Genomic DNA, 26,033 nt, shown 5'->3' with positions numbered 1-26,033 from the left:
TTTTACAAGTCGGCCGACAGCGGCTCTAGGAACTGAGCAGCAGCTCCGAGCTGATCGTCGCCCACAGCGCGTCGAACCACAGCCGCGACTGCTCCACGAACGCGGCGTCCCGCTGCCCGGCCCGCCGCTCGAAGGCGAACAGCATCGAGCGCGTGCCGTCGGCGTCGTACAGCTCCAGATGCTCGTGCTCGATCTCCCGCTCACGGCGCAGCAGGGTGTAGTACGCGAACAGCGCCTCCGCACCGTTGACCAGATACAGCTTGACCGGCGGGGTGAACGGCAGGGCGCGGAAGGTGACCTGGACGTCGATGCCGTGGGTGGTGCACAGGGCGAGCAGGTTCTGCCGCAGCACCATGCCCTGGGCGTTGCGCTGGGCCAGCCAGCGGCGGTGCAGCAGACCGCCGTCGTCGGCGGCCACCGGGGCCGGGAAGGCGAGGTCGATGTCACGGCTGGGCAGCAGCACCCGGACGTCGATCTTGGCCGGTTTCAGCCGTCCCGCATGGATCTGCCGGAGCGGTTCGCCGATCGCCAGCGTGAGCGAGACCGCGGTCAGGCAGAGCGCGTCGATCCGCACGTGGGGGGCGGCGAAGGCCTGCGCGATACGGGGCGCCAGGCCGGCCATCGTGGGCTGCGGCGGCGCCCCCGGCCCGGCCGGCAGCCGCACCGGTCCGGCCACCGGCGCCACGGTGGCCGGGCTGCCCTTGGAAACGTTGGTGAGCAGGTGCTCCGACTGAAGGATGCGCAAGGCCTGCCGTACGACCCCGCGTTCCACGCCGAACTCGCCGGCCAGCTCGGCCTGTGTGGGCATGCGCTGGCCCGGCCGCAGCACACCGGACCTGATCCGGCCGCGCAGTTCGTCGGCGATGTCGCGATGGGACGCGTGAGGCCGCTGTGGCCTCGTCCGCCCATTGACGGAGGCGTGCTCCGGGTCCACGGAAAAACACTACAACTTCCCGCCAAGTTGCGGCAGTTCATCGGCAGCTGGTTATGAGCCGCTTCCCAACGGAGATAAGTACAGTGAAGTTGGCTGCCAACTCGTATGACATGGTCAAGCTTCCCAGTGGTTGGTCGGCCGGGCTCCCTTCCGGAGGGGAGCCGGGAGTCCGGGCAGGGGACGACCACCGAAGCGCACAGTCACAACTGAACACGACATCGCACAGCCACAACTGAACACCGCACGGCACAGCACAGCCACAACTGAACAGCTCGCTACGGATGAACAGTCAGCGCGACGTCGGCGGAAGGGGACTCAGAAGACGTCCGGGCACCACGGCCGCCCGGGCGAGCGGAACAGGGCGTCGGCCTGCCGGGCGGCGCCCTCTCGTTCTTCCCGGATCCGGCCCAGCGCCGCGAGCCGCACCGGCGACTCCCCGCCGAGCCAGATCGAGGCCAACTCCCCCACACCCAGCGTGAGCCGGAACCGCCCCCCGGCCAGACCCCCCTCGTCCACGACATCCAGGACCAGCGTCCCCGTCCCGTCGTACGTCCGCGCCTCCAGAGCCCGTACGACATCCAGGATCCGCACCCACAGCCAGTCCCCGTGCTCGGTGATCCGGGCCGCGCGCGGGTCGGGCAGACAGTACGGAAGCAGGTCATCGGGGCCGCGGAAGCCGCTGTCGACCTTCGTGATCCAGTCGATCGAGCACAGGTAGTGCCACAGGGCGCGCTCGGCCGCGGGGGTGGTGGCGATCAGCTTGCGCACGGTGGCCTTCTGGTCCGGCTGCTTGCCGTTCCAGGTCTCGTCGGACGTGTACACCACCAGGCCCTGGACCTCGCCGTCGGCCGCGCGGTGGACGGCGTAGAACGGCTCGGTCCAGTCGGTGCGGAAACGGACGAGCCCGGTGCTCATCTGCCACCACAGGTCGCTCCGGCTGACCGCGCCGGGCTGGGCGCGGCGGAACCGCTCGAACAGCTCCGGGCCGAGCTTGCGGACGTCCTCGCCGTCCACCAGATCGATCCGGCCGCCGTCCTCGGGGCCGGACCAGCGCGGATCGAGGCCCGCCCGGGGCACCTCGACGGTCCACTGTGTCGTCCAGGTGGCCGGGCCGAAGCCATAGCGGCCGTAGATCGGGTACTCGGCGGCGATCAGCGTGGCGACGACGTCACCGCGCTCCTTCGCCGCCGCGAGGTCCTGGTTCATCATGCGGGTGAGCAGGCCGCGACGGCGGTGAGTCGGGCTGACCGTGACGTTCGAGATCGCGTCCGCGGGGACCAGGCCGCCGCCGACCGCGGTCAGCTCCTGGGCGAAGGAGCGGAACGTGGCCACGCACCGGCCGCCGTCGAACGCGCCGAGCAGCCGCCCCGGCACGAACTGCCTGCGCCGGGCTTCGAGTTCCTCCGGTGTGCACACCGGAGGATTCAGAAACCCCGTATCCAGCGCGCGCTGCCAGTCCTCGAATTCGGCCTCGGTGACGATCCGGACGTCGCTCATCCCCCCACGCTAGGCGGACGGCCGACCGCCTGTCCCCTGGATTTCCGCGGCTCAGATCAGCAGGTCGTCCACCTGCGCCTCGCCCACCCGGTAGCGGCGGGCGATCTCCGCGCTGGAGTCGTCGGCGGTGCGCTGCAGATGCTGGCGGCGCCGGGAGACCTCCTGCTCGTACCCGACCAGTCGCCCCATCGCGCTGGTCAGTTCGAGATCCGTGCGCGCCTGGAGGTCGGACAGCTCGACCTCGGCGAGCATCTCCGCGGCCAGCTGCCGGTACTCCTCGTTGTGCGGGGTGCCGAGCGTGACATGGCGGGCCGAGGAGCGGTACCGGGCCGGGGCGTCCTTGAGGATCTCCGGGAGCCGGTCGACCACGGAGCCGTCCGCGGGCGCCGGCACCGAGGCCCGGCCGCGCCGGCACAGCTCCGCCCGCAGAATGTCGATCCGGCCCTGCAGCAACCGCCGCACATAGCTGAGGTCCGCCTCGTCGCGCTGGGCGTCACGGCGCAGGGTGCGCAGCTCGGGCAGGCTCAGCAGGGCGAGATCGGGCTCGGGCGGCGGCGCGGACAGGCTCAGCAGGACCGGGTCCGGCCCGGGCGGCGGCGCCGGCAGGCTCAGCAGGACCGGATCCGGCTCGGGCAGCGTCGCGCCCGCCGGAGTGTCGGCGCGCTGGACCGGCGCCCGGTACGTCCCCTGCGCCCCCAGCCACCCACTGGTGCTCGGTGTGCTCATGTGCTTCTGACCGTCCCCTCGACCGGCGTGTGGAAGCATCGTGCCACCCCAACTGGCCGCTATGTGACCGAGTGTCCCCGAAGGACCCCAGATGGGGGGTAAGGGATCTATATTGGACCCCCTGTGACCGCGCACCGGGGACCCGGCATGATGGTCCGCATGCGTGCGGTGGTGCAGAGAGTGGACGGCGCGAGCGTCGTCGTGGACGGCGAGACGGTCGGCGCGATCGAGGGCGAGGGGCTGTGCGTCCTCGTCGGGGTGACCCACGAGGACACCAAGGAGAAGGCGGCGCAGCTGGCCCGCAAGCTCTGGTCGATCCGCATGCTGCAGGACGAGAGGTCGTGCAGCGACATCGACGCCCCCCTGCTGGTCATCAGCCAGTTCACCCTGTACGGCGACGCCCGCAAGGGCCGCCGGCCGACGTGGAACGCGGCGGCTCCGGGTGACGTCGCCGAGCCCCTGGTCGACGAGGTGGTGGCCCAGCTGCGGGGACTGGGCGCGACGGTCGCCACGGGCCGCTTCGGCGCGCAGATGCGGGTGTCCTTGACGAACGACGGCCCGTTCACGGTGTTGCTGGAGATCTAGTGCCGGGGCACTGGGCGTACGTCCGCTGCGGCTCGCCCAGGGGCGCGACCACGGTTCGCGCGACTACGGTTCCACGACCACTTCCTGCGCCGCCGCCGTCTCTCCGGCCAGGAGCCGCGCGTCCACCGGCACATTCCGCTTGACCAGCGCCAGCGCCACCGGCCCCAGCTCGTGGTGGCGTACCGACGTCGTCACGAAGCCGATCTTGCGGCCCTCGGGGCCCTCGTCCGCGACGCGGATCTCCGTGCCCGGCACCGGCAGATGGACGTCGCTGCCGTCCAGGTGCAGGAAGACCAGCCGACGCGGCGGCTTGCCCAGGTTCTGGACGCGGGCGACCGTCTCCTGGCCCCGGTAGCAGCCCTTCTGCAGATGCACCGCCGTACCGATCCAGCCCAGCTCGTGCGGAATCGTACGGTGGTCGGTCTCGAAGCCCAGGCGGGGACGGTGGTGCTCGACGCGGAACGCCTCGTAGGCGAGCAGGCCCGCGGCGGGCCCGTGCGCGGCCGCGAAGGACTCCAGGTCCTCGCGCGGCAGGAACAGGTCACGGCCGTACGCCGTCTCGCGTACGACGACGCCCTCCGGGACCTCGCCGATGGACCCGGCGGGCAGATGGACCACCGCGAAGTCGGCCGTCCGGTCGGCGACCTCCACCCGGTAGAAGAACTTCATCGACTCCAGGTACGCGATCAGCGCGTCCTGCGTACCGGGCTCCACGTGCGCCCAGACGGTCATGCCGTCGTCCACCAGGTACAGCGCGTGCTCGATGTGCCCGTGCGCGGACAGGATCAGCGCCTCGGTCGCCTCGCCCGCGGGCAGGTCGCTGACGTGCTGGGTGAGCAGCAGATGCAGCCAGCTCAGCCGGTCGTCCCCGGAGACGGTGATGACACCGCGATGGGACAGGTCGACGAAACCGGTCCCGTCCGCGAGGGCGCGCTGCTCGCGGAACAGGTCGCCGTAGTGGGCGGCGACACCTTCGTCCACACCCTCGGCGGGGACGGCGCCGGGCAGGGACAGCAGGGGGCTCTTCATACGGCCAGCCTACGACGTGGTAGTTGAACTCTTCAGCGAGCAGTCCTTGCACCGGCCGAAGATCGCGAAGTGCTTCATGTCCGTGTCGAAGCCGAACTGCTGCCGCAGCTTGGCGGTGAACTCGGCGGCGACGTCCACGTCCGCCTCGATCACGTTCTCGCAGTCACGGCACACCAGGTGCAGATGGTGGTGGCGGTCGGCGAGGTGGTAGGTCGGCGCGCCGTGCCCGAGGTGGGCGTGGCTGACCAGGCCCAGCTCCTCCAGCAGCTCCAGCGTGCGGTAGACCGTGGAAATGTTGACCCCCGACGCCGTCTTCCTCACTTCCACGAGGATGTCGTCGGGGGTCGCGTGCTCAAGGGTGTCCACGGCTTCGAGGACAAGCTGCCGCTGCGGCGTCAGCCGGTAGCCGCGCTGCCTGAGGTCACTCTTCCAGTCGGTGCTCACCACACCAAAGAGTCTAGGACCACTTGGGTGGGCCTACTTGAAGAAGAGGGGCCTACTTGAAGGGGGCTACTCGAAGAGGGGCCTACTTGAAGAAGGCGATGCCGTCGTCCGGCATGTCGTCGGGCAGGGCCTTGGCCCAGCGCTCGACGTCCTCCGGGGTGACGACCTTCTTCAGGTGGGCCGACATGTAGGGGCGCAGCTCGACCTCGGGGGTCTGCTTCTCGCCGACCCACATGAGGTCGCTCTTGACGTAGCCGTAGAGCCGCTTGCCGCCGCTGTACGGCTGCGAGTCGGCGGTCCGGGCGACGGCGTCCGTGACCAGGTCGATCTGCGGCTTCTTGTCGGCCATCTCGCCGTACCAGATCTCGATGACCCCGTCGTCGCGGGTCATCGTCACCTCGACCTTGCGGTCGGCGTGGATCCGCCAGAAGCCGGACTCCGACTCCAGCGGGCGGACCTTGTTGCCGTCGTTGTCCAGCACCCAGGTGTGCGAGTGGTACTCCAGGAAGTCCCGGCCGTCGTGGGTGAAGCTGACCTCCTGGCCGAAGTTGCACTTCTGCGAGCCGGGGAAGTCATGCACGCCCGCACCGGCCCAATTGCCGAGCAGGAAGGCGAGCGGAACCAGGTCCTTGTGCAGGTCGGACGGGATCTCGATCATGAGGGGAAGCTTTCCTAGATATGCGTCAGCGCTGGCCCTGGTACAGCTTCTTCACGGTCAGACCGGCGAAGGCGAGCACGCCGACGCAGACCAGGACCAGCAGGGTTTCGAAGAAGATCTCCACGGGTGCTCCTTGAGCGAGGGTGGGCATACGACAGAGCCGGGGCCCAGCTTACGCGTCCGGATACGGGCCCTCCTGGCGAGGTGGGCCCTACGGGGGGCTCACGGAACCAGGCGCCGTCCGGCCAACAGGCTCCCCAGGGCGGTACGCCGGTGCAGCACCGCCCGGCCCGCGCGGACCGTGGTGATCCAGCCCGCGCCGCGCAGCGCGGCGGTGTGGGCGGAGACGGTGGCATTGCTGACGCCCAGCCGGCGGGCGAGCCCGCTGGTGGTGTGCTCCTCGGCCAGCAGCAACAGGATGTCGAGGCGGGTCCGGCCGAGCAGCCGGGCCAGCGCGTCCGCCGTCCCGCCCGCCGGATCCGGCGCGAGCGGCAGCCCCGGACCGCTCGGGTAGGTCACGAACAGGGGGCCGTCCGGCGGATCGGCGACGAGGGGGTGGCCGGTCCAGTGGAAGGTCGGCTGGAGCACCAGGCCGCGGCCGCCCAGCCTGCGGTCCGCCTCCCCGGGCGCCTCGAACTCCCAGACGCCCTCGCGCAGCCTGCTTCCGGGGACCAGTGCGGTGAGCGCGGCGGCGGTGCCGTGTTCGGCCGCGGTCAGGGCATAGCGGCTGAACTCCGCCCGGTGCAGATCCTGTATCAGGGGCCAGACGGGGCGCAGCGCCGTCTCGAAGGCCGCCTGCTGTGCGCGGCGCAGGAGTCGCCAGGCATCGGTGTCGCCCCGGTGCAGACCGCGGATCCACAGCGGGGGCGGGCCGGGGTGCCGGGCGTAGACCCGCTCCATCTCGGAGCGGACCAGGGCCGCAGGAGTGGCCCGTACGGTGTCCAGCCCCTCGGTCAGGTCGTCGCTGAACACATCGATGAACCGGGGGGCCCGCATGCCGGGAACCAGGTCCGCCAGGGGCTCGGCCGCGGCCGGCAAGGACCGGAGCAGGCGCTGCCGCCAGCGGCCGAAGAGCAGTGCGTCGTCGGGGCGGCACATCTTCATGAGGGCCACGTTCAGCTCCTGCAGCGGGGCCGGCCGGGGCGCGAACCGGACCCTGGCGAAGTCGGTGACCGTGAAGTGGATCCGGATGACTACCCTCCTCGGCGGCACCCCGCCATGGTTTCGGCCTGGACCTCAACGATCGCCCGCGTGCCGTGCCCGGGGCCAGCATCCCCCCATGTCCTCTTCCTCATCCTCTTCTTCTCGGTCCCTCACTGCGGCTCGACCGGGACGGCGTGCCGTCGTCACCTCGGCTGCCGCGGCGGCCGGACTGCTGTTCACGGGCGGCGCGGGCATCGGCCGGGCCCAGGCGCGGCCCGCGGGCGACGTCACCGTACGACTGCCCGCGCCCACCGGCCCGCACCGCATCGGGGTCACGACCCTCTGGCTGGTCGACCATCGCCGGCGCGACCCCTGGGATCACTCGATCCCCGTACGGGAGGTCGTGGTCACGGTGGTCTATCCGGCCCGCACCGTCCGCGGATATCCCCGCGCACCCCAGATGACCAGGACCGCCGCGGCGGCGTTCCGCGACATCGACGTCCGTATCCATCACCTGCCGGCCTCCGGTGTGGACTGGGCGGCCACCCTGTCCCATGCGCACACGGGGGCGCCCGCGCAGGCCGTACGACGGCCGGTGCTCGTCTACAGCCCGGGCGGCGGCGATCCGCGCACCCTGGGCACGGGGCTCGCCGAGGAGCTGGCGAGCCACGGCCATGTGGTGGTGACCGTCGACCACCCGGGCGACGCGAGCGTGGTCGAGTTCCCGAACACCACGACGTACCGGCGCAAGCCCTTCCGCACCACGGTGTTCCGGGACGACCCGCGCAAGGACCCCCGGTGCGCCCGCATCATGATCGACGCCAGGGTCGCCGACCTGCGTTTCGTCCTCGACCAGCTGGCGGAACTGGCGGCCGGACGCAACCCGGACGCGCTGGGCCGCGCCCTGCCGGAACACCTCGGGCGCGCCCTGGACCTGCGACGGGTCGGCTGCTACGGCCACTCGGCCGGGGGGACGGCCGTGGCCGAGGCGATGTACGAGGACCACCGCATCGCCGCCGCGGTCGACCTGGAGGGCTACCTCGACCATCCGCCGCACACGCCCGGCCGGGTGGGGGAGCTGTACCCGGTCGCCCGCTACGGGGTGGACCGGCCGCTGCTCCTGCTGCGAACCGACGGGTTCATCGGCGACCCGGAGGCGAAGAAGGAGCTGAAGCGCTCGTGGTCGGCCATGCGGGGGTGTCCCCGCCGACGGCGGATCGACCAGGCCGCGCACTGGGTGTTCACCGACTACGCCGCGATCGCTCCGCAGTTGCAGACCGCCGGGCTGATGCGGGCCGACACCCGCCGCGCCCTGGTCGGCACACTCACCCCGACCGCCTCGATACCCACGGTGCGGCACGCGGTCCGCTCGTTCTTTACCCGGCTCAGCGTTTGACTCCGTCGACGAACTCCGCCCAGGCGCCCGCGCCGATCAGCAGGGGGGTGCGGGTGGTGTCCTTGCTGTCTCGGACGGGGACGAGGGAGGGGATGTTGTCGGCGACTTCGAGGCACTCGCCGCCGTCCGGGTTGCTGTAGCTGCTCTTGCGCCAGTCGACGCCGGTCAGGAAGTCGTCCGAGACTTCGATGCAGTTGCCGCCGTCCGTGTTGCTGTAGCTGCTCTTACGCCATGTCGCATGGCTCAGATCGATGGCTCGCACGGCACTTCCTCCAACATCCGCAGGATGAACTTCCGCGACTCGGCCGGGTTCAGGGCCAGGTCACGCATCGCATCGTATGCACGTTGCAGCTGCTCAACTGAGCCGTTTTCCTCGATCAGTTCACCACGGTAGGCGTTCTCCGTGTAGGCCGCTGTCTGGCCGTCCAGCAGGCGTAGGAACATCACGGCAGTGCTCACCAGTCCATGCAGGCCGGAGCTCTGCGGCAGGACCTGGATCGTGATGTTCGGGCGTTCCGCCCCCTCCAGCAGGTACTCCAGTTGCTCCCGCCACTCCCCCACCTCGCGCAGCGGCGTACGCAGCACCGCCTCCGCGATAAGGGCACGGAACGGCGGTGCATCCTCACCTTCCAGGACGTTCCGCCGACCGGTGCGCGCCTCGACCTGTTGGTCCAGCTCCCTGCCCTTGTAGCCGCCCAGCGCGAGGACCTCGCGCGCGTACCCGTCCGTCTGGAGCAGACCCGGCAGGATGCTCACGCCGTAATGCCAGAGGCTGATGGCCTCGGCCTCAAGCTCCATGTAGCCCCGGTACTGCTCCTTGAACTGCTTCGGATCCGCCACCGCCAGCTCCCACAACGCCACCAGCAACCCCGGCGTCCCGTAGTACTGATCCAGCGCCTGCACGACCTCCGGGCCGCCCAGTGTCCGTCCGCTCTCCATCTTGCTGAACAGGGACGCGTCCCAGCCCACGCCCTTCGCAAGGTCCCGCAGGCTCAGGCCTCGTTCGCTCCTCAGGCGCCGTAATTCCTCAGTGAACCGTCCTCTTGGCTCCTGACTGCGCCCCGTGATGACCAGACGCTGTGGCATCGCGCTCCTGTTGAATTTGTTGAATTTGGCAGGCCCAGCGTTGAAGTTGGGCCTCTCAACAGCCCAGACGCCGTTTCCATGCGCCATGCTCGAAGTACCCGAACACGCAGCGTAGTTCAGCGCTCGCGCTGCGCACAGGCGTTCACGGAAAGGTGCGGAACCCGATGACGACGAAATCGGAGCCCCTCGAACCCGGATCCCTCCTCTACGACCCGGCGACCTGCCAGGTCGGCGAGTACCGGGACAGGTCGGGCCCCTACGCGATGCTGCGCCCCGTCGGCGGTGGCCGGGAGTGGCAGGCCGATCCTGCGGTCCTGCGCCCCGCCACCGACCGGGAACGCCTCCTCGACGGCCTCAGCCGCCCGCCCCGGCCGGTCCCCGGCTGTCCGGCCTGCGCGGGGCTGGCCGGGCGCAGGGAGGCCGCCCGCGCCGAGTACGACCGCAGCGCGGAGACCGACGCCAACGTGTTGCTGCGCCAGCACCAGCGGAAGGAGCACCGGGCATGACGGGGCTGCCGTACGAGGAGTGCAAGCGATGGCAGGCGGAGGGGCGTACGCCTCAGGAGGCGGAGTTCGCCCGGCCCGCGTACGCGCTGCCGCCCTTCCACCCGTATTTCGCGGAGCGGGCCCGGCACAGGCGGCGCCCGCGGCGGTCGGTCGACGGGGCCCTCGTCAGCGGCGTGCTCACCGTCCTCTGTGTCGCCACGCTGATCGCGACGATCGTCGCCGCGGCTACGCTTCCCGTATGACCAAGAAGCTCGTGATCAAGGTGACGGCGGGGGCGGACGCCCCGGAGCGCTGCTCGCAGGCGTTCACCGTGGCGGCGGTGGCAGTGGCCAGCGGGGTCGAGGTGTCGCTGTGGCTGACCGGGGAGTCGTCCTGGTTCGCGCTGCCGGGACGGGCCGCCGAGTTCGAGCTGCCGCACGCGGCTCCGCTGCCGGATCTGATCGAGTCCATCCTCGCCGCCGGGCGCATCACGCTGTGCACGCAGTGCGCGGCCCGGCGGGAGATCACCGAGAAGGACGTCGTCGAGGGCGTACGGATCGCGGGCGCGCAGGTCTTCGTGCAGGAGGCGCTCGCGGAAGGGGCCCAGGCGCTCGTCTACTGAGCTGCCCTCCTACGAGCGCGGAGGCTTCTTGCCGTCCAGTTCGTCCCACCACTCGTCGGACTGGGGATCGCCGGACGGGTCGTCCCACCAGCGGTCCTCCGGGCCCCGCCGGTTGGCGACCATCGCGGCGACCGGCGGGATGAGCATGGCCACGACGCACATGGCGACGGCCGCCGGGACCGACCACATCCGCACGACCCCCCACGCCAGGACGAAGAGCCCGATGCAGGTCCCCATCATGGCGAAGTAGATGTGACGCCGACGTGCGTACATGAGTCCAGGGTAGGTCCGGCGGCCCCTGTCACAACTGATCCACAATCGCCGCTCGGCCGTCGCCCGCAGGGTTACCGTGGCGTAGCCACACCAGTCATCACCCCGGGGGGAAACACCACATGCGCGCCCTGCGAATACTGCTGATCGTCGTCGTGATCCTGGGCGGGCTGTTCGTGATCGCGGACCGGATCGCCGTGCACTTCGCCGAGAGCGAGGCCGCCGACAAGCTGAAGTCGACGGAGAACCTGGCCTCGACGCCGGATGTGAGCATCAACGGGTTCCCGTTCCTCACACAGGTCGCGGGCGGTTCGCTCGACGACGTCGAGGTCGGGATCAAGGGCTACGACGCCGCCACCGGGACCGCCGGCAAGACGATCCGGATCGACGATCTGAAGGCCGACATGAAGGGTGTCGCGTTCACCGGGGACTACAGCTCCGCCACCGCGGACTCCGCCAGCGGCACGGCGACGATCTCCTACTCCGAGCTGCTGAAGACCGCCAACTCCCAGCCGACCGTGGTCGCCCCCGGGGTGACGGCCCGGATCGTCGGCCTCTCCGACGGCGGCAACGGCAAGATCAAGGTCATGGTCGAGGGCACCATCACGCGCTTCGGGATCAAGCAGACGGTGCCGGTACTCAGCTCGGTGACCGTCGAGAACGACAAGGTGCAGGTGCACGCCGACTCGCTGCCCAGGCTCGGCGCCGCCGCGATCGCCGAGAGCCGCATCCGCGAGATCACCGACTTCCAGCAGGCCATCGACCAGCTGCCCGGCGGCGTCAAGCTGGACAAGGTGCAGGCCGCGCCCGGCGGAGTGGAGATCACCGTGAAGGGTTCGAACGTCAGGCTGGCGGGGTAGGAAAACGGCCAGCGGACGGCGATCGTCCGACTGGCGAGACAGCGGCGTCCGTACCGTAGATGCGGAGCCCGACACGAGCGCCCGGAAGGCCGTACGGCGGCCACCGGGCGTTTTCGCATCCCGCCATACGGACGATCGTGTCTCGCCATATGACACACCGGTGACACGCCCACCCGGACGTCCCTACGATCGAGCCCATGAAGCGACAGGCGGATCTCACGAAGCGGCGGGCAGTGGACCTGTGCCGCGTTGCCGCCATGCTCTGTCGCCCCTTCTGAGCGAAAGTCCCCGACTTCCGCATTTCCCCCCTGCCCTGCTGGAAGGGCACCCGTGCGCCGCCCGCACTCCGGGCGCGCCCCCTCACACTCGCACGCCCCGCCGCAACTGCCCCGGAGGAGAAAGAGCATGAGCCGCACCGACGTCCTGGTCGACGCCGACTGGCTGCAGGAGCACCTGGACGACCCGGCCATCGCCATCGTCGAGGTGGACGAGGACACGTCCGCCTACGAGAAGAACCACATCAAGAACGCGATCCGCATCGACTGGACCAAGGACCTGCAGGACCCGGTCCGCCGCGACTTCGTCGACCAGGCCGGCTTCGAGAAGCTGCTGTCCGACAAGGGCATCGCCAACAACCACACGGTGATCCTCTACGGCGGCAACAACAACTGGTTCGCGTCGTACGCCTACTGGTACTTCAAGCTGTACGGCCACGACAACGTCAAGCTTCTCGACGGCGGCCGCAAGAAGTGGGAGCTGGACGCCCGCGAGCTGGTCGCCGGCGACGAGGTCCCCGAGCGCGCCAAGACGGACTACCAGGCCAAGCCGCAGGACACCTCGATCCGCGCCTTCCGTGACGACGTCGTCGCCGCGATCGGCTCGCACAACCTGGTCGACGTGCGCTCCCCCGACGAGTTCTCCGGCAAGCTGCTCGCCCCCGCGCACCTGCCGCAGGAGCAGTCGCAGCGTCCGGGTCACGTCCCGAGCGCCCGCAACATCCCGTGGTCGAAGAACGCCAACGACGACGGCACCTTCAAGTCGGACGAGGACCTGAAGGCCCTCTACGCCGAGGAGAGCGTGGACCTCGCCAAGGACACGATCGCCTACTGCCGCATCGGTGAGCGCTCGGCCCTGACCTGGTTCGTTCTGCACGAGCTGCTCGGCGTGCAGAACGTCAAGAACTACGACGGTTCCTGGACCGAGTACGGCTCCCTCGTCGGCGTGCCGATCGAGCTCGGCGCGAACAAGTAAGACCCCTTAAGACCCCTCAGGAGACACAGCATGTGCGGAGCGAAGGCCGGCGGTCCCGACGCCTCTACGATCAAGCCCGGTGAGACGACGATCCAGGGTCAGGTGACCCGTGACGGCGAGCCGGTGACGGGCTACGTCCGTCTGCTGGACTCGACCGGCGAGTTCACCGCCGAGGTGCCCACCTCGGCGACCGGTCAGTTCCGGTTCTACGCGGCCGAGGGCACGTGGACGGTGCGCGCGCTGGTGCCGGGCGGCTCCGCCGATCGCACGGTCGTCGTGGCGGAGAAGGGCGCGCTGGCCGAGGTCGCCATCGCGGTCTGAGCGGGTTCAGCAGTGACGGGCCGAAGGGCCGTACCCCTGGGGTTGGACGCCAGCGGGGGTACGGCCCTTTCGGCTACCCGCCGTGGGAGTACTCCTGCTCCGCCATCGCCGGGTGCGGGCGCGCGGGGGCCGTTCGCGCAATTCCCCGCGCCCCTCGACCAAGCCGCAGCCGCCCTACCCAAGGGGCGCGGGGCTGCATCCGGCAGACGGCTCGTGCCACGACGGTGCCTGGCCCAGGGCGTGCCGGCGCGGCCACCGACAACGGCAGGGCCACGCCCGCGCTTCGGGCACCCGCCGTTCGAGTGCATCACCGTCGCCCCGTGCGGGCGCGCGGGGGCCGTTCGCGCCCACGGGGGCGGAGCCGCAGATCGATGCAGCCCCGCGCCCCTGGCAAGCCACAGCCCCGGCGGCCCCCAAGGCGCCGCAGCCCGACTAGCCCAGGGCGCGCCCCAGTACCCACACCACCGGTGCGGCCGCCGACAGCGGGAGGGCCACGCCTGCGGTGAAGTGCACGAACCGCGACGGGTAGTCGTAGCTCGCGACCCGGTGTCCGATCAGCGCGCAGACGCCGGCCGCCGCGCCCAGGGCGGCGCCCTTCGCGCCGAGGCCCGTCCCGCCGCCCACCGCGATCCCCGCGCCGGCGGCGGCCATCAGGGCCACCACCACCGAGGCGGACGTCGGCAGCGGCAGGGCCCGCGCCACGACGGTCACCGCCACCGCCGCCGCGCCCACGGACACCGCGTGCGGGGTGGCGCCGAGATAGCCGGTGGCCAGGACCGACAGCGCCGCCGAGACGACCGTCGCCATCAGGCCGTACATCCGCTCGTCCGGCGAGGCGTGCGAGCGCAGCTGCAGGACCAGGGAGAGCAGGACCCAGACGCCGAGCGGGCCGAGGATCGCGGCGGGCGCGTTGTCACGGCCCGCGGCCAGCACGGCCACGTCGGCGGCCAGCCCGCCGAGGAACGCCAGCGCGATGCCCTGCCGGGCCGGCCACATGCCGTTCAGCCGGAACCAGCCCGCCGCCGTCACCGCCTGGAGCAGCACCAGCGGGACGGCCAGCGCGTACGAGCCGACCGACGCCGTCCCGGCCAGCAGCAGGCCCAGCACCGCGGTCAGCAGTGCCGGCTGCATGCCGGGCTCTATGATCGGCGACCGGCCCTCCAGGCGCGCCCGCTGGGCGTCCGTGATCCGGGAGTTTCCGGCGAGCGTGGCGGGGCCGTAGGCCGGCTCCTCTTCCTCCTCCGTCACGGCATCGGGCGCGGCCTGCGGTGCGGGTGCCGGCGCCGGTGCGGCCGCCGGTGCGGGCTGCGGCTGCGCCTGGGGCTGGGGCTGGGGCTGGGGCTGCGGAGCGGACGCGTACGGCCCGGCGTAGGCCTGCTGGTACGCCTGCTGGTACGGCTCCTCGAACGCCTGCGGCGGCAGATGCCCCGCCGTCTCCGGCGTCTGCGCCGCCTGCGCGGGCATCTGCATCGACGCGTGCGTGTGCGTCTCCCAGGTCTGCCCCTGCCACTGCTGGGTCATCTGGGGGTCGTAGCCGGGCTGCTGCCCGTGTCCGGCGTACGGGTCCTGCTGGGACCACTGCTGCTGGTAGGGGTCGTAGCCCTCGTACGGCCCGCCCTCGTACGGCCCGCCCTGATACGGCTGTCCGCCCTGGTACGGCTGCTCGCTCATCGCCTCATCCTCCTGCGAACGGCGGGAGCACCTCGACCGTGCCGCCCTCGGCCAGCCGTACCGTCTCATGCGCGCGGGTCCCGACGGGGTCACCGTCGACGAGGAAGGAGCATCGCTGCAGCACGCGGGTGAGTTCACCGGGGTGTCGCGCGCGCACGGCGGCCAGCGCGTCGGCCAGCGTGTCCGCGTCGTACGGCTCCTCGGCGACGCCGGCCGCGGCCTTGGCGGCGGCCCAGAAGCGCACCGTGACCTTGGGCATCTGAGTTCCTCAATCGACGGCAAGAAAGAAATAAGAGTGCTGTCAGGCTAGCCCGCCTTCGCCGCCGCCCATTCCCCCATCCGGACGAGCAGCGCCTCGTCCGCCGCGTGCTCGGCGTGGCCCATGCCCGGCTCGATCCAGAGTTCGCCGTGGTCAGCGGCCGCCTCGGCGAGCATCCGGGGGTGGTCGAGGGGGAAATACCCGTCGCGGTCGCCGTGGACCATGAGGAGCGGGGCCGGAGCGATCCGGGGAACCGCCTCCACCGGCGACAGCGGCACCGGGTCCCAGTCGCGGTGGTGGATGCGGGTGCGCAGGCCGTAGCGGCCGACCAGGCGGCCCTCGGGGCGGGTGACCAGCCAGTGCAGGCGGCGCATGGGGGCCGTGCCCCGGTAGTACCAGCGGGCGGGGGCGCTGACCGAGACCACCGCGTCCGTCGTGCCCGGGTGCAGGGCCGCGTGGCGCAGGACCACCGAGCCGCCCATGGAGAAGCCGACGGTCACCACGCGCGTGTGCCCGAGACCGCGGGCCCACTCGACGGCGGCGGCGAGGTCCAGGACCTCCTTGTCGCCGACCGTGGAGCGGCCCCCGGAGCGCCCGTGGCCGCGGAAGGAGAAGGTGACGACGGCACCGTAACCGCGCAGCACGCCCGCCACCCGTCGTACATGCGGCCGGTCCACGTCCCCGGTGAAGCCGTGGGCGACGACGAACACCAGGTCACGCGAGGTCGAACGGGGGGTGTCCGGCGAGGTTTCGTATACAACCGCGCCCGGGTCGTATACGGAATCGACCGGAATCCCGTCGGCAGTGCACAGAAACGTCCGGATAGCGGCCGCTCTGCCTGTCTCGGGATTCGGACGAACGGTGGAACGTGCCACATGACCTGCCGGACCGTTGCTCATGTGGGCTATTCTGCTGGGCAGAGGACTCGGGCAGCGCAGCCCCCGGGTCCTTTTGTGCTTTCGGAAGCGTTGTATACGAAGCGGGAAACCTCCGGTGACCGCGGATGTACGGGGCCTTCGGGATCGCAGAGCAGTGCCCGTCCGCACAGCCTCGCAGGGACCGAGGAGGAACCAGACGTATGAGTTCTCTGCTGCTCCTGACCAACGCCCTCCAGCCGTCGACGGAGGTGCTCCCCGCCCTCGGCCTGCTGCTGCACAACGTGCGGGTGGCCCCCGCGGAGGGCCCCGCCCTGGTCGACACCCCGGGCGCCGACGTGATCCTCGTCGACGGCCGCCGTGATCTGCCGCAGGTGCGCAGCCTGTGCCAGCTGCTGCGCTCCACCGGCCCCGGTTGTCCGCTGGTCCTCGTCGTCACCGAGGGCGGTCTCGCCGCCGTCACCGCCGACTGGGGCATCGACGACGTGCTCCTCGACACCGCCGGTCCCGCGGAGGTGGAGGCACGGCTGCGGCTGGCCATGGGCCGCCAGCAGATCGTCAACGACGACTCCCCCATGGAGATCCGCAACGGCGACCTCTCGGTGGACGAGGCGACCTACTCCGCCAAGCTCAAGGGCCGGGTCCTGGACCTGACCTTCAAGGAGTTCGAGCTGCTGAAGTACCTCGCCCAGCACCCGGGCCGGGTCTTCACCCGCGCCCAGCTGCTGCAGGAGGTCTGGGGCTACGACTACTTCGGCGGCACCCGGACGGTGGACGTGCACGTACGGCGGCTGCGCGCCAAGCTCGGCCCGGAGCACGAGTCGCTGATCGGCACCGTCAGGAACGTCGGTTATCGATTCGTTACACCCGAGAAGGCCGACCGGTCAGGGGAGAAGTCCGACCGGTCCGGGGAGGCCAAGGCCCGGGCGGACCGGGCAAAGGCGGAAGATGCGGACGCGTCCGCCGTCCTGGACGGCACGGAACTCCACGCGGACGCCTAGCCTGCGCGGGAAAAACGCCGGGGCCGTGCATGGAACGCGCTCGGGCGGGGCATTGCTTCCGCACATCCAAGCAGTGATACGCCCTGCCCAGAGCGGGTCCATCCGCGTAGACTCCGCGCGTGGCCAAGGTGACTCGGGATGATGTGGCACGGCTGGCTGGGACCTCCACCGCCGTCGTCAGTTATGTCATCAACAACGGACCCCGGCCGGTCGCCCCGGCCACGCGCGAGCGTGTCCTCGCGGCGATCAAGGAACTGGGGTACCGGCCCGACCGGGTCGCCCAGGCGATGGCCTCGCGCCGCACCGACCTCATAGGCCTGATCATCCCGGACGCCCGCCAGCCCTTCTTCGGCGAGATGGCGCACGCGGTCGAGCAGGCCGCCTCCGAGCGCGGAAAGATGGTGCTGGTCGGCAACACCGACTACATCAGCGAACGCGAGGTCCACTATCTGCGCGCCTTCCTGGGCATGCGCGTCTCCGGACTGATCCTCGTCTCGCACGCCCTGAACGACCTGGCCGCCGCCGAGATCGACGCCTGGGAAGCCCGCGTGGTGCTGCTGCACGAGCGGCCCGAGGCCATCGACGACGTCGCCGTGGTCACGGACGACCTGGGCGGCGCCCAGCTCGCCGTCCGCCATCTGCTGGAGCACGGCTACGAGTACGTCGCCTGTATGGGCGGTACGGCGGAGACGCCGGCCGTGGGCGACCCGGTCTCCGACCACGTCGAGGGCTGGAAGCGGGCCATGGACGAGGCGGGCCTGCCCACCGAGGGCCGGCTCTTCGAGGCGCCGTACAACCGCTACGACGCCTATCGCGTCGCCCTGGACGTCCTCTCCGGCCCGAACCGCCCCCCGGCCGTCTTCTGCTCCACCGACGACCAGGCGATCGGCCTGCTGCGGGCCGCGCGCGAGCTGCGCATCGACGTGCCCGGGGAGCTGGCGGTGGCCGGGTTCGACGACATCAAGGAGGCGGCGCTCGCCGACCCGCCGCTGACCACGGTCGCCTCGGACCGCTCGGCGATGGCCCGCGCGGCGGTCGACCTGGTGCTGGACGACGGGCTGCGGGTGGCGGGGTCGCGGCGGGAGCGGCTGAAGACGTTCCCGTCCCGGCTGGTCGTACGGACGTCCTGCGGCTGCGGGAGCTGAGCGGCCCCCGACCCGTCTTCCTGTCGGGACCCGCCCTTCCTTCTGTCCTGTCTTCTGTCCTGCCTTCTGTCTTGCCTTCTGTCTTGCCTTCTGTCGGGGGCCCGTCTTTATATCGGGCAAACGAGGTTCTGCCGGGCTTCTCAGCGAGCACTCAGGAAGCTCTCATGGTCACAGGGGAGGCTACTTGTCATGACCGAGAGCCAGGGGGCCTACCCCCAGCAGCAGAGCTACTCCGCTCCCGTGCACCCCGAGTGGCCGCCCCCGCCGACGTACCAGCCGGCCACGGACCCGGCTGCCCACAAGCGGAAGCGCAACCGGGGTCCGGTCGCCCTCCTCGCGGCCGTGGCTATCGTCGCGGCGGCGGTCGGCGGCGGCACGGCCTACGCCTTCCAGCAGCTGACCGGCAAGGACACGGTCGCCACCTCCGGTACGAGCACCAACGTGGTGCCCTCCAGCAAGCGGGGCAACGTCGCCGCGATCGCGGCCGCGGTCAGCCCGAGCGTGGTCGAGATCCAGGCGACCCTCAGCAGCGGCTCGTCCACCGGCTCCGGCGTGATCATCACCGGCAACGGCGAGATCGTCACCAACAACCACGTCATCTCCGGCGCGCAGTCCATCAAGGTGCGCACCAGCGACGGCAAGAGCTACACCGCCGAGGTCGTCGGCACCGACAGCTCCAAGGACCTCGCGCTGATCAGGCTGCAGGGCGCCTCCGGTCTGAAGCCCGCGGCCCTCGGCAACTCCAGCGGCGTCCAGGTCGGTGACACGGTCGTCGCGATCGGCTCCCCCGAGGGCCTGACCGGCACCGTCACCAGCGGAATCGTCTCCGCGCTCAGCCGGGACGTGACCGTCTCCACCGACGAGAACCAGGGTCAGGGCCAGGGCGGCGACGGCAACTGGCCGTTCCAGTTCGGCGGCCGTCAGTTCAACGGCGACACGGGTTCGTCGACGACGACGTACAAGGCGATCCAGACCGACGCGTCCCTCAACCCCGGCAACTCCGGCGGTGCGCTGATCGACGCGAGCGGCAACGTCATCGGCATCAACTCCGCGATGTACTCGTCGAGCCAGCAGTCCTCGTCGTCCTCGGACGCGGGGAGCATCGGCCTCGGCTTCGCGATCCCGGTCAACACCGTCAAGTCCGACCTGGCCAAGCTCCGGGCGGGCAGCAAGGGCTAACGCTCCACCTCAGTCAGCAGGGGGCACGTCCAGCAGGGAGTACGTCATGATCACGAAGGTTGCGCACCAGAACACCGACCGCGGTCCCACCGACATCGTCCTGGCCCTCACGGTCTTCCGGGATCTGCACGCGCCCATCCCGGCACCCCGCCGGCCCGAACCGGCCTCCCGTACGCCCCAGCCCCGCGCCCCCGAGGTGGTCGCGACCCCGTTCCCCGAGCTGATGGGCCTGCGCACCCCCCCGGTCCGCACCCACCGCCGCAAGGTGCCGCTGAACCGCCTGACCGCGGTCCGGGCGTAGGCCCTGCCGGCCGTGGCAGGCTGAGAGACACCCGTCCGTCCCACCCCCACCGCACCCCGAGGAATCGCGAGCGATGAGCCCCGCCGAAGGCGACCGTGACCCCCAGCGCATCCTGATCGTCGACGACGAGCCGGCCGTACGCGAGGCGCTCCAGCGCAGCCTGGCGTTCGAGGGGTACGACACGGAGGTGGCCGTCGACGGCGCGGACGCGCTGGAGAAGGCCACCGCCTACCAGCCCGACCTGGTCGTCCTGGACATCCAGATGCCCCGCATGGACGGCCTGACGGCGGCCCGCCGCATCCGCGGCGCCGGCGAGACCATCCCGATCCTCATGCTCACGGCCCGCGACACGGTCGGCGACCGGGTGACCGGGCTGGACGCGGGCGCGGACGACTACCTGGTCAAGCCCTTCGAGCTCGACGAACTCTTCGCCCGCATCCGAGCACTCCTGCGCCGCAGCTCCTACGCGGCGGCGGTGTCGGCCGAGGCCCAGGAGGACGAGGCGCTGACCTTCGGCGACCTGCGGATGGACCTCGCGACCCGCGAGGTCACCCGGGGCGGGCGCCAGGTCGAACTGACCCGCACGGAGTTCACCCTGCTGGAGATGTTCATGGCGCACCCGCGCCAGGTCCTCACCCGCGAGCAGATCCTGAAGGCGGTCTGGGGCTTCGACTTCGAGCCCTCCTCCAACTCCCTCGACGTCTACGTCATGTACCTGCGCCGCAAGACCGAGGCCGGCGGCGAGCCGCGCCTCGTGCACACGGTGCGGGGCGTGGGGTACGTCCTGCGCCAGGGCGGCGCCGAGTGAACAGGCTGGTACGGCGCTACCGCGCGCTGCCCATCCGGGCCCGGCTGGCGATGCTGGTCGCGGCGGCGGTGGCGTTCGCGGTGGCGGCGGTTTCGGTGACGGCGTGGTTCATCGTGCAGGGCCGGTTGTACCAGCAGATCGACGACGAGCTGGAAAAAGCGATGAGCGGGCCTGGACAGATCCAGCAGGCCTACATCGCCCTCAACAACTGCGTCGGCACTCCGCAGGGCACGGCCGGCGGATACCAGTTCCAGGACAGGTACTCACAGGTCGTCACGGACAACGGCACGACCTGTCTGGTGGGCAACTCCCCGGACAAGATCAAGGTCGCCCACTCCGACAAGGAGGAGATCAGGGCGGGGGACGTGAGGCGCCTCTACTTCCGCGACGGCACCGACAGCAAGGGCAACGACCTCCGTGTGGTCACCCGGCCGCTCGGCTCCACCACGGACAGGACCACGGGCCAGCCCGGCCCCAACGTCGGTCTGGTCGTCGCCGTGAACCTCAGAGGCACCCACGAAACCCTCAACGAACTGGCCCTCATCCTGCTCCTCGTCTCCGGTATCGGCGTCATAGGAGCCGGCGCCGCCGGTCTCGCCGTAGCCCGGGCGGGCCTGCGCCCCGTCGACAAGCTGACCGAGGCCGTCGAGCACGTGGCCAGGACCGAAGACCTGACCATCCGCATCCCCGTGGAGGACGACAGCGAGGACGAGGTGGCCCGCCTCTCCCGTTCCTTCAACTCGATGACGGCGTCCCTGGCCAGCTCCCGCGACCTCCAGCAGCAGCTGATCGCCGACGCCGGCCACGAACTGCGCACCCCCCTGACATCCCTGCGCACGAACATCGAACTCCTCACCCGCAGCGAGGAGACGGGCCGCCCGCTCCCGCCGGAGGACCGCAAGGCCCTGCTCGCCTCGGTGAAGGCCCAGATGACCGAGCTGGCCGCGCTGATCGGCGACCTGCAGGAGCTGTCGCGCTCGGAGGGCCAGCGGGGCGAACGCGTGCAGGTGATCTCGTTCCAGGACACGGTCGAGGCGGCCCTGCGCCGCGCCCGCCTGCGCGGCCCCGAGCTGACGATCACGGCGGACCTGGAGCCCTGGTACGTCCGGGCGGAGCCCTCCGCGCTGGAGCGTGCGGTCGTCAACGTCCTCGACAACGCGGTGAAGTTCAGCCCCGGCAGCGGCACGGTCGAGGTGCTGCTGAGCAAGGGCGTCCTGACGGTCCGCGACCACGGCCCCGGCGTCCCCGAGGACGAACTCCCGCACGTCTTCGACCGCTTCTGGCGCTCCCCCAGCGCCCGCGCCCTGCCGGGCTCCGGCCTCGGCCTGTCCATCGTGGCCCGTACGGTCCATCAGGCGGGCGGCGAGGTCACCCTGTCCCCCGCCCAGGGCGGCGGCACGGTGGCGACGGTACGACTGCCGGGCGCGCCCACGCCGCCGCCGGAGCCGCCGGAGCCGTCCGAGACGTGGGTCGACTGAGCGGAGCCGCGCGGCTCAGTCCGGCTTCGGCAGGGTGCGAAGGCGCTCGATCTGGGTGCGGCTCATGTCGTTCGCGCGGCGCATATGGCGGGTGACCACCCTCAGCTCGTCCTCGGTGTGGTCGTCCAGCAGCGTCTGCCAGCTGCGGCCCAGCTCGTCCCACACGGCGGTGACCCGGGCGAGGCGCTCCGGCACCGGGGTGACCAGCACCCGGCGGCGGTCCCGCGCATCCGGCGTACGGACCACATAGCCGCCGCGTTCGAGCCGGTCCACCAGTCGGGTGGCCGAGCCCGTGGTGAGGCCGGTCAGGTCGGCGATCTGCCGGACCGTGAGCGGCTCGGGCTCGATCGTCAGCAGGCTGAGGGCCTGCACGTCGGTCGGATGCAGGCCGAGGTGGTCGGCGACGGCCTGGTTGAACAGCACGAACGCCGCGTGGTAGCGGCGCGATTCCGTCGCCAGCTCCTCGTACAGCCGGGTCCGGCTCGGGTCTGTCCCGTCCGTCACGTGACTCGCCTCCAAAAAATACTGCGCGACGCAGCGAAACTCTCGCTACTCTCTCCTGCATAGCGCAGTTAATGCGCCACACAGCAATCCTAGCCATCCAGTCATCCAGTCATCCAGGAGAGACCCATGCTCACCATCGCCGTCACCGGCGCCACCGGCGCCCAGGGCGGAGCCACCGCCCATGCCCTCCGGGCCGCCGGCCACCACGTCCGCGCCCTGACCCGCCACCCGGACTCGGCGGCCGCCGACGCCCTGCGCGCCCTCGGCGCCGAGATCCGCCGAGCCGACTTCGACGACCGCACATCGCTCGACGCGGCCCTCACAGGCGCGGACGCGCTCTTCGCGGTCACCACCCCGTTCGGCACCGACACGGCCACCGAGGTACGGCAGGGCAGAACCCTCGTCGACGCCGCGACGGCCGCCCGCCTCGCGCACGTCGTCCTCACCTCCGCCGCCCACGCCGACCGCGACACCGGCATCCCGCACTACGACAGCAAGTACGCGATCGAGCAGCACCTGCGCGCATCCGGCGTGCCCTGGACGGTGATCGCCCCGGCCGCGTTCATGGACAACTACGCCGACGGCTGGACCCTGGCCGGACTGCGCGAGGGCGTCTTCGGCTGGCCCATGCCCGCCGACCGGCCCCTCGCCCTGATCCCCGCCGCCGACATCGGCGCCTTCGCCGCGCTGGCCTTCAGCCGCCGGACGGAGTTCGCGGACCGCCGCATCGACATCGCCTCCGACACCCGCACCGCGGCCGAGATCGCGGCCGCCCTCACCACCGCCACGGGCCACCCCGTCACCCACCACGAGGTCGCCCTCGACATCGTCCGCACCCACTCGGCCGACCTGGCGGCCATGTTCACCTACTTCACCACCACCGGCCTCGACGTCGACGCCCCCGCCCTCCGCCGCGCCTACCCGGAGATCGGCTGGACGACGTTCACCGACTGGGCCTCGGCCCAGAACTGGCCCGTATTGCTGGGGGATTGAGAGACAACTCGACGCCTACAGGTGCCAGGGTCGAAGATCACCGGGCCCAAGCGGAAGTGAGCGCACAGCGGCTCCGTAGGGTGGAGCCCATGCCGGAAGACTCTCCTCTGATCCAGAGCCTGCGTACGGCCGTTGCCGCCGCGCCCGCCGATGTGCCGCTCCGACTGCATCTGGCCGAACTCCTCCTGAGCGAGGGACAGTCCGACGCCGCGATCGCCGAGGCCGCCGTCGCCCTGCAGCACGCGCCCGGAGACGCACAGGCGCGGCAGCTCATGGCACGGGCCATGGGAGTGCCCCAGCAGTCCTCCGAGCCGCCCTCGGCGCGACCCTCGGAGCAACTCTCTCAGCCAGCCGCCGCCCGGCCGACCGCGCCCGCGCAGACCCCCCGATTCGACTGGAAGTCCGCTGAAGAGCAGGTCGGCGATGTCGTGCCGCCGCGGTTCGTCGACGTGGAGGCGCCGATGCGGGCGGACGGGGAGGACGACCCCGGGGACGCCGAGGCCTGGGACGTGGAGAGGCCCGGAGGCCTGCGGCTCGCCGACGTCGGCGGGATGCAGGAGGTGAAGGAGCGGCTGGAGGCCGCGTTCCTCGCGCCCCTGCGCAATCCCGAGCTGCGCAAGCTGTACGGGAAGAGCCTGCGCGGCGGGCTGCTGCTGTACGGGCCGCCCGGGTGCGGGAAGACCTTCATCGCGCGGGCCGTCGCAGGAGAGCTGGGGGCTTCCTTCCTCTCCGTGTCCGTCAACGACGTGCTCGACATGTGGACCGGCAACTCCGAGCGCAACATGCACGAGATCTTCCAGACCGCCCGCCGGCAGGCGCCCTGTGTCGTCTTCCTCGACGAACTGGACGCCCTCGGCGCCAAGCGCAGCCGTACCTCGCACGGCGGGATGCGGAACACGGTCAACCAGCTGCTGACGGAGCTGGACGGCATCGACTCCGCCGCGAACGAAGGCGTGTTCGTGCTCGCCGCCACCAATGTGCCCTGGGACGTGGACAACGCGCTGCGGCGGCCTGGGCGGCTGGACCGGACTCTGCTCGTGCTGCCCCCGGACGCGCCCGCCCGTGAGGCGATCCTCCGGTACCACCTGCGGGAGCGGCCCATCGAGAACATCGACCCGGCCAAGCTCGCCAAGGTCACCGACGGGCTCTCCGGGGCCGACCTGGCCCATGTCTGCGAGGCCGCCGCCGAGCGTGCGCTGCTCGACTCCGCCCGCACCGGGACCGTACGGATGATCGGGATGAAGGATCTGCTGGCGTCCGCCAAGGAGGTCGTACCGTCCAGCGATCCGTGGTTCGCCGCCGCCCGGAACGTGGCGATGTTCGCCAACGAAGGCGGCATGTACGACGACCTCATCACCTATCTGAAGAAGCGGCGGAAGCTGTGAGCGGCACCGGTCTGCATCCGGCCCTGGAGCGGGCCGACGCACTGTACGACCTGCGGCGCTACGACGAGGCGAAGGCCGTGCTCGGGCAGCTGCTCGCCGAGGATCCCGAGGAGGCCAGTGCCTGGGTCCGGCTCTCCCGCTGCCATCTGCTCGTGGAGGGCGAGACCGCTCAGGCACTGGAGACGGCCGAGCGGGCGCTGGCCATCAATCCCCAGCACACCGGGGCGCTGATCCAGCACGCGAAGGCCCTCCAGGCCTCCTCCCGCCTGGTGGACGCCGAGCACCCGCTGCGCGAGGTCATCCGGCTCGTCCCCGACTACTGGTACGGGTACGCGCTGCTCGCCCACTGGCTGTACCGCATCCGGATCCTGCGGTTCGGGCAGGCCAACGGCGGCGTGGTCACCGAGGAGGCGCTGGCCTCCTTCCTCAGGGAGTCCGACGAACTGGCCCTGACGGCCGTCCGGTTGGCACCCGAGGAGGTCTTCCCGTACGAGGTGCGCTGGGCCATAGCCCGCATGAGCGACGATCACGCCCTCGCGGCCGAGATGGACCAGATCATCCTGCGGCTCGATCCACAGCACCCGCAGGCCCTCGCCCGGAGGACCCAGCAGGCCGCCGCCGCACCCGGCGTCAAGGCCGCCGAGGCCGCCGCCCTCTACGCCGACGCCCTCGCCGCCGCCCCGGACTCCGCTCCCCTCCAGCAGGGCCTGGACGACGCCTCCTACCGGCTGCTGCGCGGGGTGCGCTGGATCGCCCTGCTCTCCCTCTGCCTCGCCGGCACCATGCTCGACCTGTGGACCAAGGACGGGGTCGCACCGCGCGACCTGCCCGTCCCCCTCGGGCAGCGGCTCTGGTACTTCGTCCCCGTCGGCGTCCTGTGGGCCGTCGGCGCGCTGCTGCGCTACCGCCGGCTGCGGATGGGCGTCCGCTACAACCTCCGCTCCCTGATGCACCGCCGCCGCTGGCCCCGGATCGTCCTCGGCCAGGCCTCCTGGGCCGTGCTGTGCGCCCTGGTGATCAGTCAGGTGCCGTGGGAGGAGAGGGCGGTGCCGCGGATCGTGTTCTGGGTGGGGCTGGTGCCCACGGTGGCGACCATCTGGTTCGACCGGAAGAAGACCACCTGAGCG

At 71.1% G+C, this 26,033-nt stretch carries 32 protein-coding genes; 18 read left to right on the top strand and 14 right to left on the bottom strand.

The genetic code is table 11. The features are described 5' to 3' along the window. Window positions 1-25: 25 nt before the first annotated feature. The 3 genes from AB0L75_RS07545 to AB0L75_RS07535 all read right to left on the bottom strand — a co-directional run bounded on the left by AB0L75_RS07545 (window position 26) and on the right by AB0L75_RS07535 (window position 3,157). Window positions 26-934 (bottom strand): GntR family transcriptional regulator, encoded by a 909-nt coding sequence (locus AB0L75_RS07545; protein ID WP_365176650.1) that lies wholly within the window; start codon window positions 932-934, stop codon window positions 26-28. Window positions 935-1,249: 315 nt separating this feature from the next. Next, on the bottom strand, window positions 1,250-2,431 hold the full coding sequence (locus tag AB0L75_RS07540) for a GNAT family N-acetyltransferase (protein WP_365176647.1): 1,182 nt from the start codon (window positions 2,429-2,431) through the stop codon (window positions 1,250-1,252). 51 nt (window positions 2,432-2,482) lie between these two features. Continuing rightward, window positions 2,483-3,157 carry an aerial mycelium formation protein gene (locus AB0L75_RS07535; protein ID WP_365176644.1) on the bottom strand — a complete coding sequence of 225 codons (675 nt, stop codon included), beginning with the start codon at window positions 3,155-3,157 and terminating at the stop codon, window positions 2,483-2,485. A gap of 159 nt (window positions 3,158-3,316) precedes the next feature. Here AB0L75_RS07535 and dtd point away from each other — a divergent pair, with 159 nt between their 5' ends. After that, window positions 3,317-3,742, top strand: a complete 426-nt coding sequence (gene dtd, locus AB0L75_RS07530) for a D-aminoacyl-tRNA deacylase (protein WP_363216986.1) — start codon at window positions 3,317-3,319, stop codon at window positions 3,740-3,742. Window positions 3,743-3,805: 63 nt separating this feature from the next. Here dtd and AB0L75_RS07525 read toward each other — a convergent pair whose 3' ends face one another. The 4 genes from AB0L75_RS07525 to AB0L75_RS07510 all read right to left on the bottom strand — a co-directional run bounded on the left by AB0L75_RS07525 (window position 3,806) and on the right by AB0L75_RS07510 (window position 7,085). Further along, a complete protein-coding gene (locus AB0L75_RS07525; RefSeq protein ID WP_365176641.1) occupies window positions 3,806-4,771 on the bottom strand; it encodes a folate-binding protein in 966 nt (321 codons plus the stop codon). A 9-nt stretch (window positions 4,772-4,780) separates the two neighbouring features. Further along, window positions 4,781-5,218, bottom strand: a complete 438-nt coding sequence (locus AB0L75_RS07520; RefSeq protein ID WP_365176639.1) for a Fur family transcriptional regulator — start codon at window positions 5,216-5,218, stop codon at window positions 4,781-4,783. A gap of 79 nt (window positions 5,219-5,297) precedes the next feature. Further along, window positions 5,298-5,873 carry an FABP family protein gene (locus AB0L75_RS07515; RefSeq protein ID WP_365176636.1) on the bottom strand — a complete coding sequence of 192 codons (576 nt, stop codon included), beginning with the start codon at window positions 5,871-5,873 and terminating at the stop codon, window positions 5,298-5,300. Between the two features lie 222 nt (window positions 5,874-6,095). Then, the gene (locus tag AB0L75_RS07510; RefSeq protein WP_365176633.1) at window positions 6,096-7,085 is read right to left on the bottom strand and encodes a winged helix-turn-helix domain-containing protein; all 990 of its coding nucleotides are present in this window, start codon (window positions 7,083-7,085) and stop codon (window positions 6,096-6,098) included. A gap of 67 nt (window positions 7,086-7,152) precedes the next feature. Here AB0L75_RS07510 and AB0L75_RS07505 point away from each other — a divergent pair, with 67 nt between their 5' ends. Continuing rightward, on the top strand, window positions 7,153-8,412 hold the full coding sequence (locus AB0L75_RS07505; protein ID WP_365176631.1) for an alpha/beta hydrolase: 1,260 nt from the start codon (window positions 7,153-7,155) through the stop codon (window positions 8,410-8,412). Here the strand turns inward: AB0L75_RS07505 and AB0L75_RS07500 are convergent. Together AB0L75_RS07500 and AB0L75_RS07495 are read right to left on the bottom strand one after the other, a co-directional pair. Next, window positions 8,402-8,674: a DUF397 domain-containing protein gene (locus AB0L75_RS07500; RefSeq protein ID WP_365176627.1), complete on the bottom strand. Its 273-nt coding sequence runs from the start codon at window positions 8,672-8,674 to the stop codon at window positions 8,402-8,404. The two genes, AB0L75_RS07505 and AB0L75_RS07500, sit on opposite strands and share 11 nt — an antisense overlap. After that, on the bottom strand, window positions 8,656-9,498 hold the full coding sequence (locus AB0L75_RS07495) for a helix-turn-helix transcriptional regulator (RefSeq protein WP_365176625.1): 843 nt from the start codon (window positions 9,496-9,498) through the stop codon (window positions 8,656-8,658). Before AB0L75_RS07495 ends, AB0L75_RS07500 begins: the two co-directional genes overlap by 19 nt. Window positions 9,499-9,662: 164 nt before the next feature. Here AB0L75_RS07495 and AB0L75_RS07490 point away from each other — a divergent pair, with 164 nt between their 5' ends. Genes AB0L75_RS07490 through AB0L75_RS07480 form a run of 3 tightly spaced genes read left to right on the top strand, consistent with a single transcriptional unit; the run spans window position 9,663 to window position 10,605 of the window. After that, complete coding sequence (locus tag AB0L75_RS07490) at window positions 9,663-10,004, top strand: hypothetical protein (RefSeq protein ID WP_365176623.1); 342 nt, start codon at window positions 9,663-9,665, stop codon at window positions 10,002-10,004. Further along, complete coding sequence (locus AB0L75_RS07485; RefSeq protein WP_365176621.1) at window positions 10,001-10,246, top strand: hypothetical protein; 246 nt, start codon at window positions 10,001-10,003, stop codon at window positions 10,244-10,246. Before AB0L75_RS07490 ends, AB0L75_RS07485 begins: the two co-directional genes overlap by 4 nt. Further along, on the top strand, window positions 10,243-10,605 hold the full coding sequence (locus AB0L75_RS07480) for a DsrE family protein (protein WP_365176619.1): 363 nt from the start codon (window positions 10,243-10,245) through the stop codon (window positions 10,603-10,605). Before AB0L75_RS07485 ends, AB0L75_RS07480 begins: the two co-directional genes overlap by 4 nt. Window positions 10,606-10,614: 9 nt before the next feature. Here AB0L75_RS07480 and AB0L75_RS07475 read toward each other — a convergent pair whose 3' ends face one another. Continuing rightward, window positions 10,615-10,878: a DUF3099 domain-containing protein gene (locus tag AB0L75_RS07475; RefSeq protein WP_365176617.1), complete on the bottom strand. Its 264-nt coding sequence runs from the start codon at window positions 10,876-10,878 to the stop codon at window positions 10,615-10,617. A 119-nt stretch (window positions 10,879-10,997) separates the two neighbouring features. Between AB0L75_RS07475 and AB0L75_RS07470 the strand changes: the two genes are divergently transcribed. From AB0L75_RS07470 to AB0L75_RS07455, 4 genes are all read left to right on the top strand, one after another. Continuing rightward, the gene (locus AB0L75_RS07470; protein ID WP_365176615.1) at window positions 10,998-11,735 is read left to right on the top strand and encodes a DUF2993 domain-containing protein; all 738 of its coding nucleotides are present in this window, start codon (window positions 10,998-11,000) and stop codon (window positions 11,733-11,735) included. A gap of 197 nt (window positions 11,736-11,932) precedes the next feature. Continuing rightward, the gene (locus AB0L75_RS07465; protein ID WP_350751515.1) at window positions 11,933-12,013 is read left to right on the top strand and encodes an Ms5788A family Cys-rich leader peptide; all 81 of its coding nucleotides are present in this window, start codon (window positions 11,933-11,935) and stop codon (window positions 12,011-12,013) included. Between the two features lie 127 nt (window positions 12,014-12,140). Next, window positions 12,141-12,986, top strand: a complete 846-nt coding sequence (locus AB0L75_RS07460) for a sulfurtransferase (RefSeq protein ID WP_365176613.1) — start codon at window positions 12,141-12,143, stop codon at window positions 12,984-12,986. A 30-nt stretch (window positions 12,987-13,016) separates the two neighbouring features. After that, complete coding sequence (locus tag AB0L75_RS07455) at window positions 13,017-13,307, top strand: DUF1416 domain-containing protein (RefSeq protein WP_069780090.1); 291 nt, start codon at window positions 13,017-13,019, stop codon at window positions 13,305-13,307. A gap of 432 nt (window positions 13,308-13,739) precedes the next feature. Here AB0L75_RS07455 and AB0L75_RS07450 read toward each other — a convergent pair whose 3' ends face one another. The 3 genes from AB0L75_RS07450 to AB0L75_RS07440 are packed head-to-tail and all read right to left on the bottom strand — an operon-like array spanning window position 13,740 to window position 16,136. Continuing rightward, complete coding sequence (locus AB0L75_RS07450) at window positions 13,740-14,978, bottom strand: hypothetical protein (protein WP_365176610.1); 1,239 nt, start codon at window positions 14,976-14,978, stop codon at window positions 13,740-13,742. A gap of 4 nt (window positions 14,979-14,982) precedes the next feature. Continuing rightward, window positions 14,983-15,237, bottom strand: coding sequence for a MoaD/ThiS family protein (locus AB0L75_RS07445; RefSeq protein WP_365176608.1), 255 nt, complete (start codon window positions 15,235-15,237; stop codon window positions 14,983-14,985). Between the two features lie 47 nt (window positions 15,238-15,284). Beyond that, the gene (locus AB0L75_RS07440) at window positions 15,285-16,136 is read right to left on the bottom strand and encodes an alpha/beta fold hydrolase (protein WP_365176606.1); all 852 of its coding nucleotides are present in this window, start codon (window positions 16,134-16,136) and stop codon (window positions 15,285-15,287) included. 179 nt (window positions 16,137-16,315) lie between these two features. Between AB0L75_RS07440 and AB0L75_RS07435 the strand changes: the two genes are divergently transcribed. The 6 genes from AB0L75_RS07435 to AB0L75_RS07410 all read left to right on the top strand — a co-directional run bounded on the left by AB0L75_RS07435 (window position 16,316) and on the right by AB0L75_RS07410 (window position 22,024). Beyond that, the gene (locus tag AB0L75_RS07435) at window positions 16,316-17,113 is read left to right on the top strand and encodes a response regulator transcription factor (RefSeq protein WP_365176604.1); all 798 of its coding nucleotides are present in this window, start codon (window positions 16,316-16,318) and stop codon (window positions 17,111-17,113) included. 119 nt (window positions 17,114-17,232) lie between these two features. Continuing rightward, window positions 17,233-18,258: a LacI family DNA-binding transcriptional regulator gene (locus AB0L75_RS07430; RefSeq protein WP_365176602.1), complete on the top strand. Its 1,026-nt coding sequence runs from the start codon at window positions 17,233-17,235 to the stop codon at window positions 18,256-18,258. 189 nt (window positions 18,259-18,447) lie between these two features. Then, window positions 18,448-19,437 carry a trypsin-like peptidase domain-containing protein gene (locus tag AB0L75_RS07425; RefSeq protein WP_365176600.1) on the top strand — a complete coding sequence of 330 codons (990 nt, stop codon included), beginning with the start codon at window positions 18,448-18,450 and terminating at the stop codon, window positions 19,435-19,437. A gap of 46 nt (window positions 19,438-19,483) precedes the next feature. Then, window positions 19,484-19,738, top strand: coding sequence for a hypothetical protein (locus AB0L75_RS07420; RefSeq protein ID WP_365176598.1), 255 nt, complete (start codon window positions 19,484-19,486; stop codon window positions 19,736-19,738). Window positions 19,739-19,811: 73 nt separating this feature from the next. After that, window positions 19,812-20,546: a response regulator transcription factor gene (locus AB0L75_RS07415; RefSeq protein WP_365176596.1), complete on the top strand. Its 735-nt coding sequence runs from the start codon at window positions 19,812-19,814 to the stop codon at window positions 20,544-20,546. Then, a complete protein-coding gene (locus AB0L75_RS07410) occupies window positions 20,543-22,024 on the top strand; it encodes a HAMP domain-containing sensor histidine kinase (protein ID WP_365176594.1) in 1,482 nt (493 codons plus the stop codon). The genes AB0L75_RS07415 and AB0L75_RS07410 overlap by 4 nt, the downstream gene beginning before the upstream one ends. 15 nt (window positions 22,025-22,039) lie before the next feature. Here the strand turns inward: AB0L75_RS07410 and AB0L75_RS07405 are convergent, their stop codons facing one another. Then, window positions 22,040-22,528, bottom strand: a complete 489-nt coding sequence (locus AB0L75_RS07405) for a MarR family transcriptional regulator (protein WP_365176592.1) — start codon at window positions 22,526-22,528, stop codon at window positions 22,040-22,042. Between the two features lie 126 nt (window positions 22,529-22,654). On the opposite strand from AB0L75_RS07405, the gene AB0L75_RS07400 reads away from it, so the two are divergent. The 3 genes from AB0L75_RS07400 to AB0L75_RS07390 all read left to right on the top strand — a co-directional run bounded on the left by AB0L75_RS07400 (window position 22,655) and on the right by AB0L75_RS07390 (window position 26,030). Next, window positions 22,655-23,521, top strand: coding sequence for an NmrA/HSCARG family protein (locus tag AB0L75_RS07400; RefSeq protein WP_365176590.1), 867 nt, complete (start codon window positions 22,655-22,657; stop codon window positions 23,519-23,521). A gap of 89 nt (window positions 23,522-23,610) precedes the next feature. Further along, the gene (locus AB0L75_RS07395; protein ID WP_365176588.1) at window positions 23,611-24,906 is read left to right on the top strand and encodes an ATP-binding protein; all 1,296 of its coding nucleotides are present in this window, start codon (window positions 23,611-23,613) and stop codon (window positions 24,904-24,906) included. Beyond that, a complete protein-coding gene (locus AB0L75_RS07390; RefSeq protein WP_365176586.1) occupies window positions 24,903-26,030 on the top strand; it encodes a tetratricopeptide repeat protein in 1,128 nt (375 codons plus the stop codon). The genes AB0L75_RS07395 and AB0L75_RS07390 overlap by 4 nt, the downstream gene beginning before the upstream one ends. The last annotated feature ends 3 nt before the right edge of the window (window positions 26,031-26,033 follow it).

It is taken from the genome of Streptomyces sp. NPDC052101 (assembly GCF_040680235.1).
Lineage (GTDB): Bacteria > Actinomycetota > Actinomycetes > Streptomycetales > Streptomycetaceae > Streptomyces.
Note: the sequence above shows the minus strand (reverse complement) of the source record. Positions and strands in the feature narration are given on the sequence as shown.

Bases quoted from the DNA above. Each gene is read 5' to 3' on its own strand.
- AB0L75_RS07540 (WP_365176647.1), bottom strand. From the start codon at position 2,431: ATGAGCGACGTCCGGATCGTCACCGAGGCCGAATTCGAGGACTGGCAG.
- AB0L75_RS07535 (WP_365176644.1), bottom strand. From the start codon at position 3,157: ATGAGCACACCGAGCACCAGTGGGTGGCTGGGGGCGCAGGGGACGTAC.
- dtd (WP_363216986.1), top strand. From the start codon at position 3,317: ATGCGTGCGGTGGTGCAGAGAGTGGACGGCGCGAGCGTCGTCGTGGAC.
- AB0L75_RS07525 (WP_365176641.1), bottom strand. From the start codon at position 4,771: ATGAAGAGCCCCCTGCTGTCCCTGCCCGGCGCCGTCCCCGCCGAGGGT.
- AB0L75_RS07515 (WP_365176636.1), bottom strand. From the start codon at position 5,873: ATGATCGAGATCCCGTCCGACCTGCACAAGGACCTGGTTCCGCTCGCC.
- AB0L75_RS07505 (WP_365176631.1), top strand. From the start codon at position 7,153: ATGTCCTCTTCCTCATCCTCTTCTTCTCGGTCCCTCACTGCGGCTCGA.
- AB0L75_RS07495 (WP_365176625.1), bottom strand. From the start codon at position 9,498: ATGCCACAGCGTCTGGTCATCACGGGGCGCAGTCAGGAGCCAAGAGGA.
- AB0L75_RS07490 (WP_365176623.1), top strand. From the start codon at position 9,663: ATGACGACGAAATCGGAGCCCCTCGAACCCGGATCCCTCCTCTACGAC.
- AB0L75_RS07485 (WP_365176621.1), top strand. From the start codon at position 10,001: ATGACGGGGCTGCCGTACGAGGAGTGCAAGCGATGGCAGGCGGAGGGG.
- AB0L75_RS07480 (WP_365176619.1), top strand. From the start codon at position 10,243: ATGACCAAGAAGCTCGTGATCAAGGTGACGGCGGGGGCGGACGCCCCG.
- AB0L75_RS07475 (WP_365176617.1), bottom strand. From the start codon at position 10,878: ATGTACGCACGTCGGCGTCACATCTACTTCGCCATGATGGGGACCTGC.
- AB0L75_RS07470 (WP_365176615.1), top strand. From the start codon at position 10,998: ATGCGCGCCCTGCGAATACTGCTGATCGTCGTCGTGATCCTGGGCGGG.
- AB0L75_RS07465 (WP_350751515.1), top strand. From the start codon at position 11,933: ATGAAGCGACAGGCGGATCTCACGAAGCGGCGGGCAGTGGACCTGTGC.
- AB0L75_RS07460 (WP_365176613.1), top strand. From the start codon at position 12,141: ATGAGCCGCACCGACGTCCTGGTCGACGCCGACTGGCTGCAGGAGCAC.
- AB0L75_RS07455 (WP_069780090.1), top strand. From the start codon at position 13,017: ATGTGCGGAGCGAAGGCCGGCGGTCCCGACGCCTCTACGATCAAGCCC.
- AB0L75_RS07450 (WP_365176610.1), bottom strand. From the start codon at position 14,978: ATGAGCGAGCAGCCGTACCAGGGCGGACAGCCGTATCAGGGCGGGCCG.
- AB0L75_RS07445 (WP_365176608.1), bottom strand. From the start codon at position 15,237: ATGCCCAAGGTCACGGTGCGCTTCTGGGCCGCCGCCAAGGCCGCGGCC.
- AB0L75_RS07440 (WP_365176606.1), bottom strand. From the start codon at position 16,136: ATGAGCAACGGTCCGGCAGGTCATGTGGCACGTTCCACCGTTCGTCCG.
- AB0L75_RS07435 (WP_365176604.1), top strand. From the start codon at position 16,316: ATGAGTTCTCTGCTGCTCCTGACCAACGCCCTCCAGCCGTCGACGGAG.
- AB0L75_RS07425 (WP_365176600.1), top strand. From the start codon at position 18,448: ATGACCGAGAGCCAGGGGGCCTACCCCCAGCAGCAGAGCTACTCCGCT.
- AB0L75_RS07420 (WP_365176598.1), top strand. From the start codon at position 19,484: ATGATCACGAAGGTTGCGCACCAGAACACCGACCGCGGTCCCACCGAC.
- AB0L75_RS07415 (WP_365176596.1), top strand. From the start codon at position 19,812: ATGAGCCCCGCCGAAGGCGACCGTGACCCCCAGCGCATCCTGATCGTC.
- AB0L75_RS07400 (WP_365176590.1), top strand. From the start codon at position 22,655: ATGCTCACCATCGCCGTCACCGGCGCCACCGGCGCCCAGGGCGGAGCC.
- AB0L75_RS07395 (WP_365176588.1), top strand. From the start codon at position 23,611: ATGCCGGAAGACTCTCCTCTGATCCAGAGCCTGCGTACGGCCGTTGCC.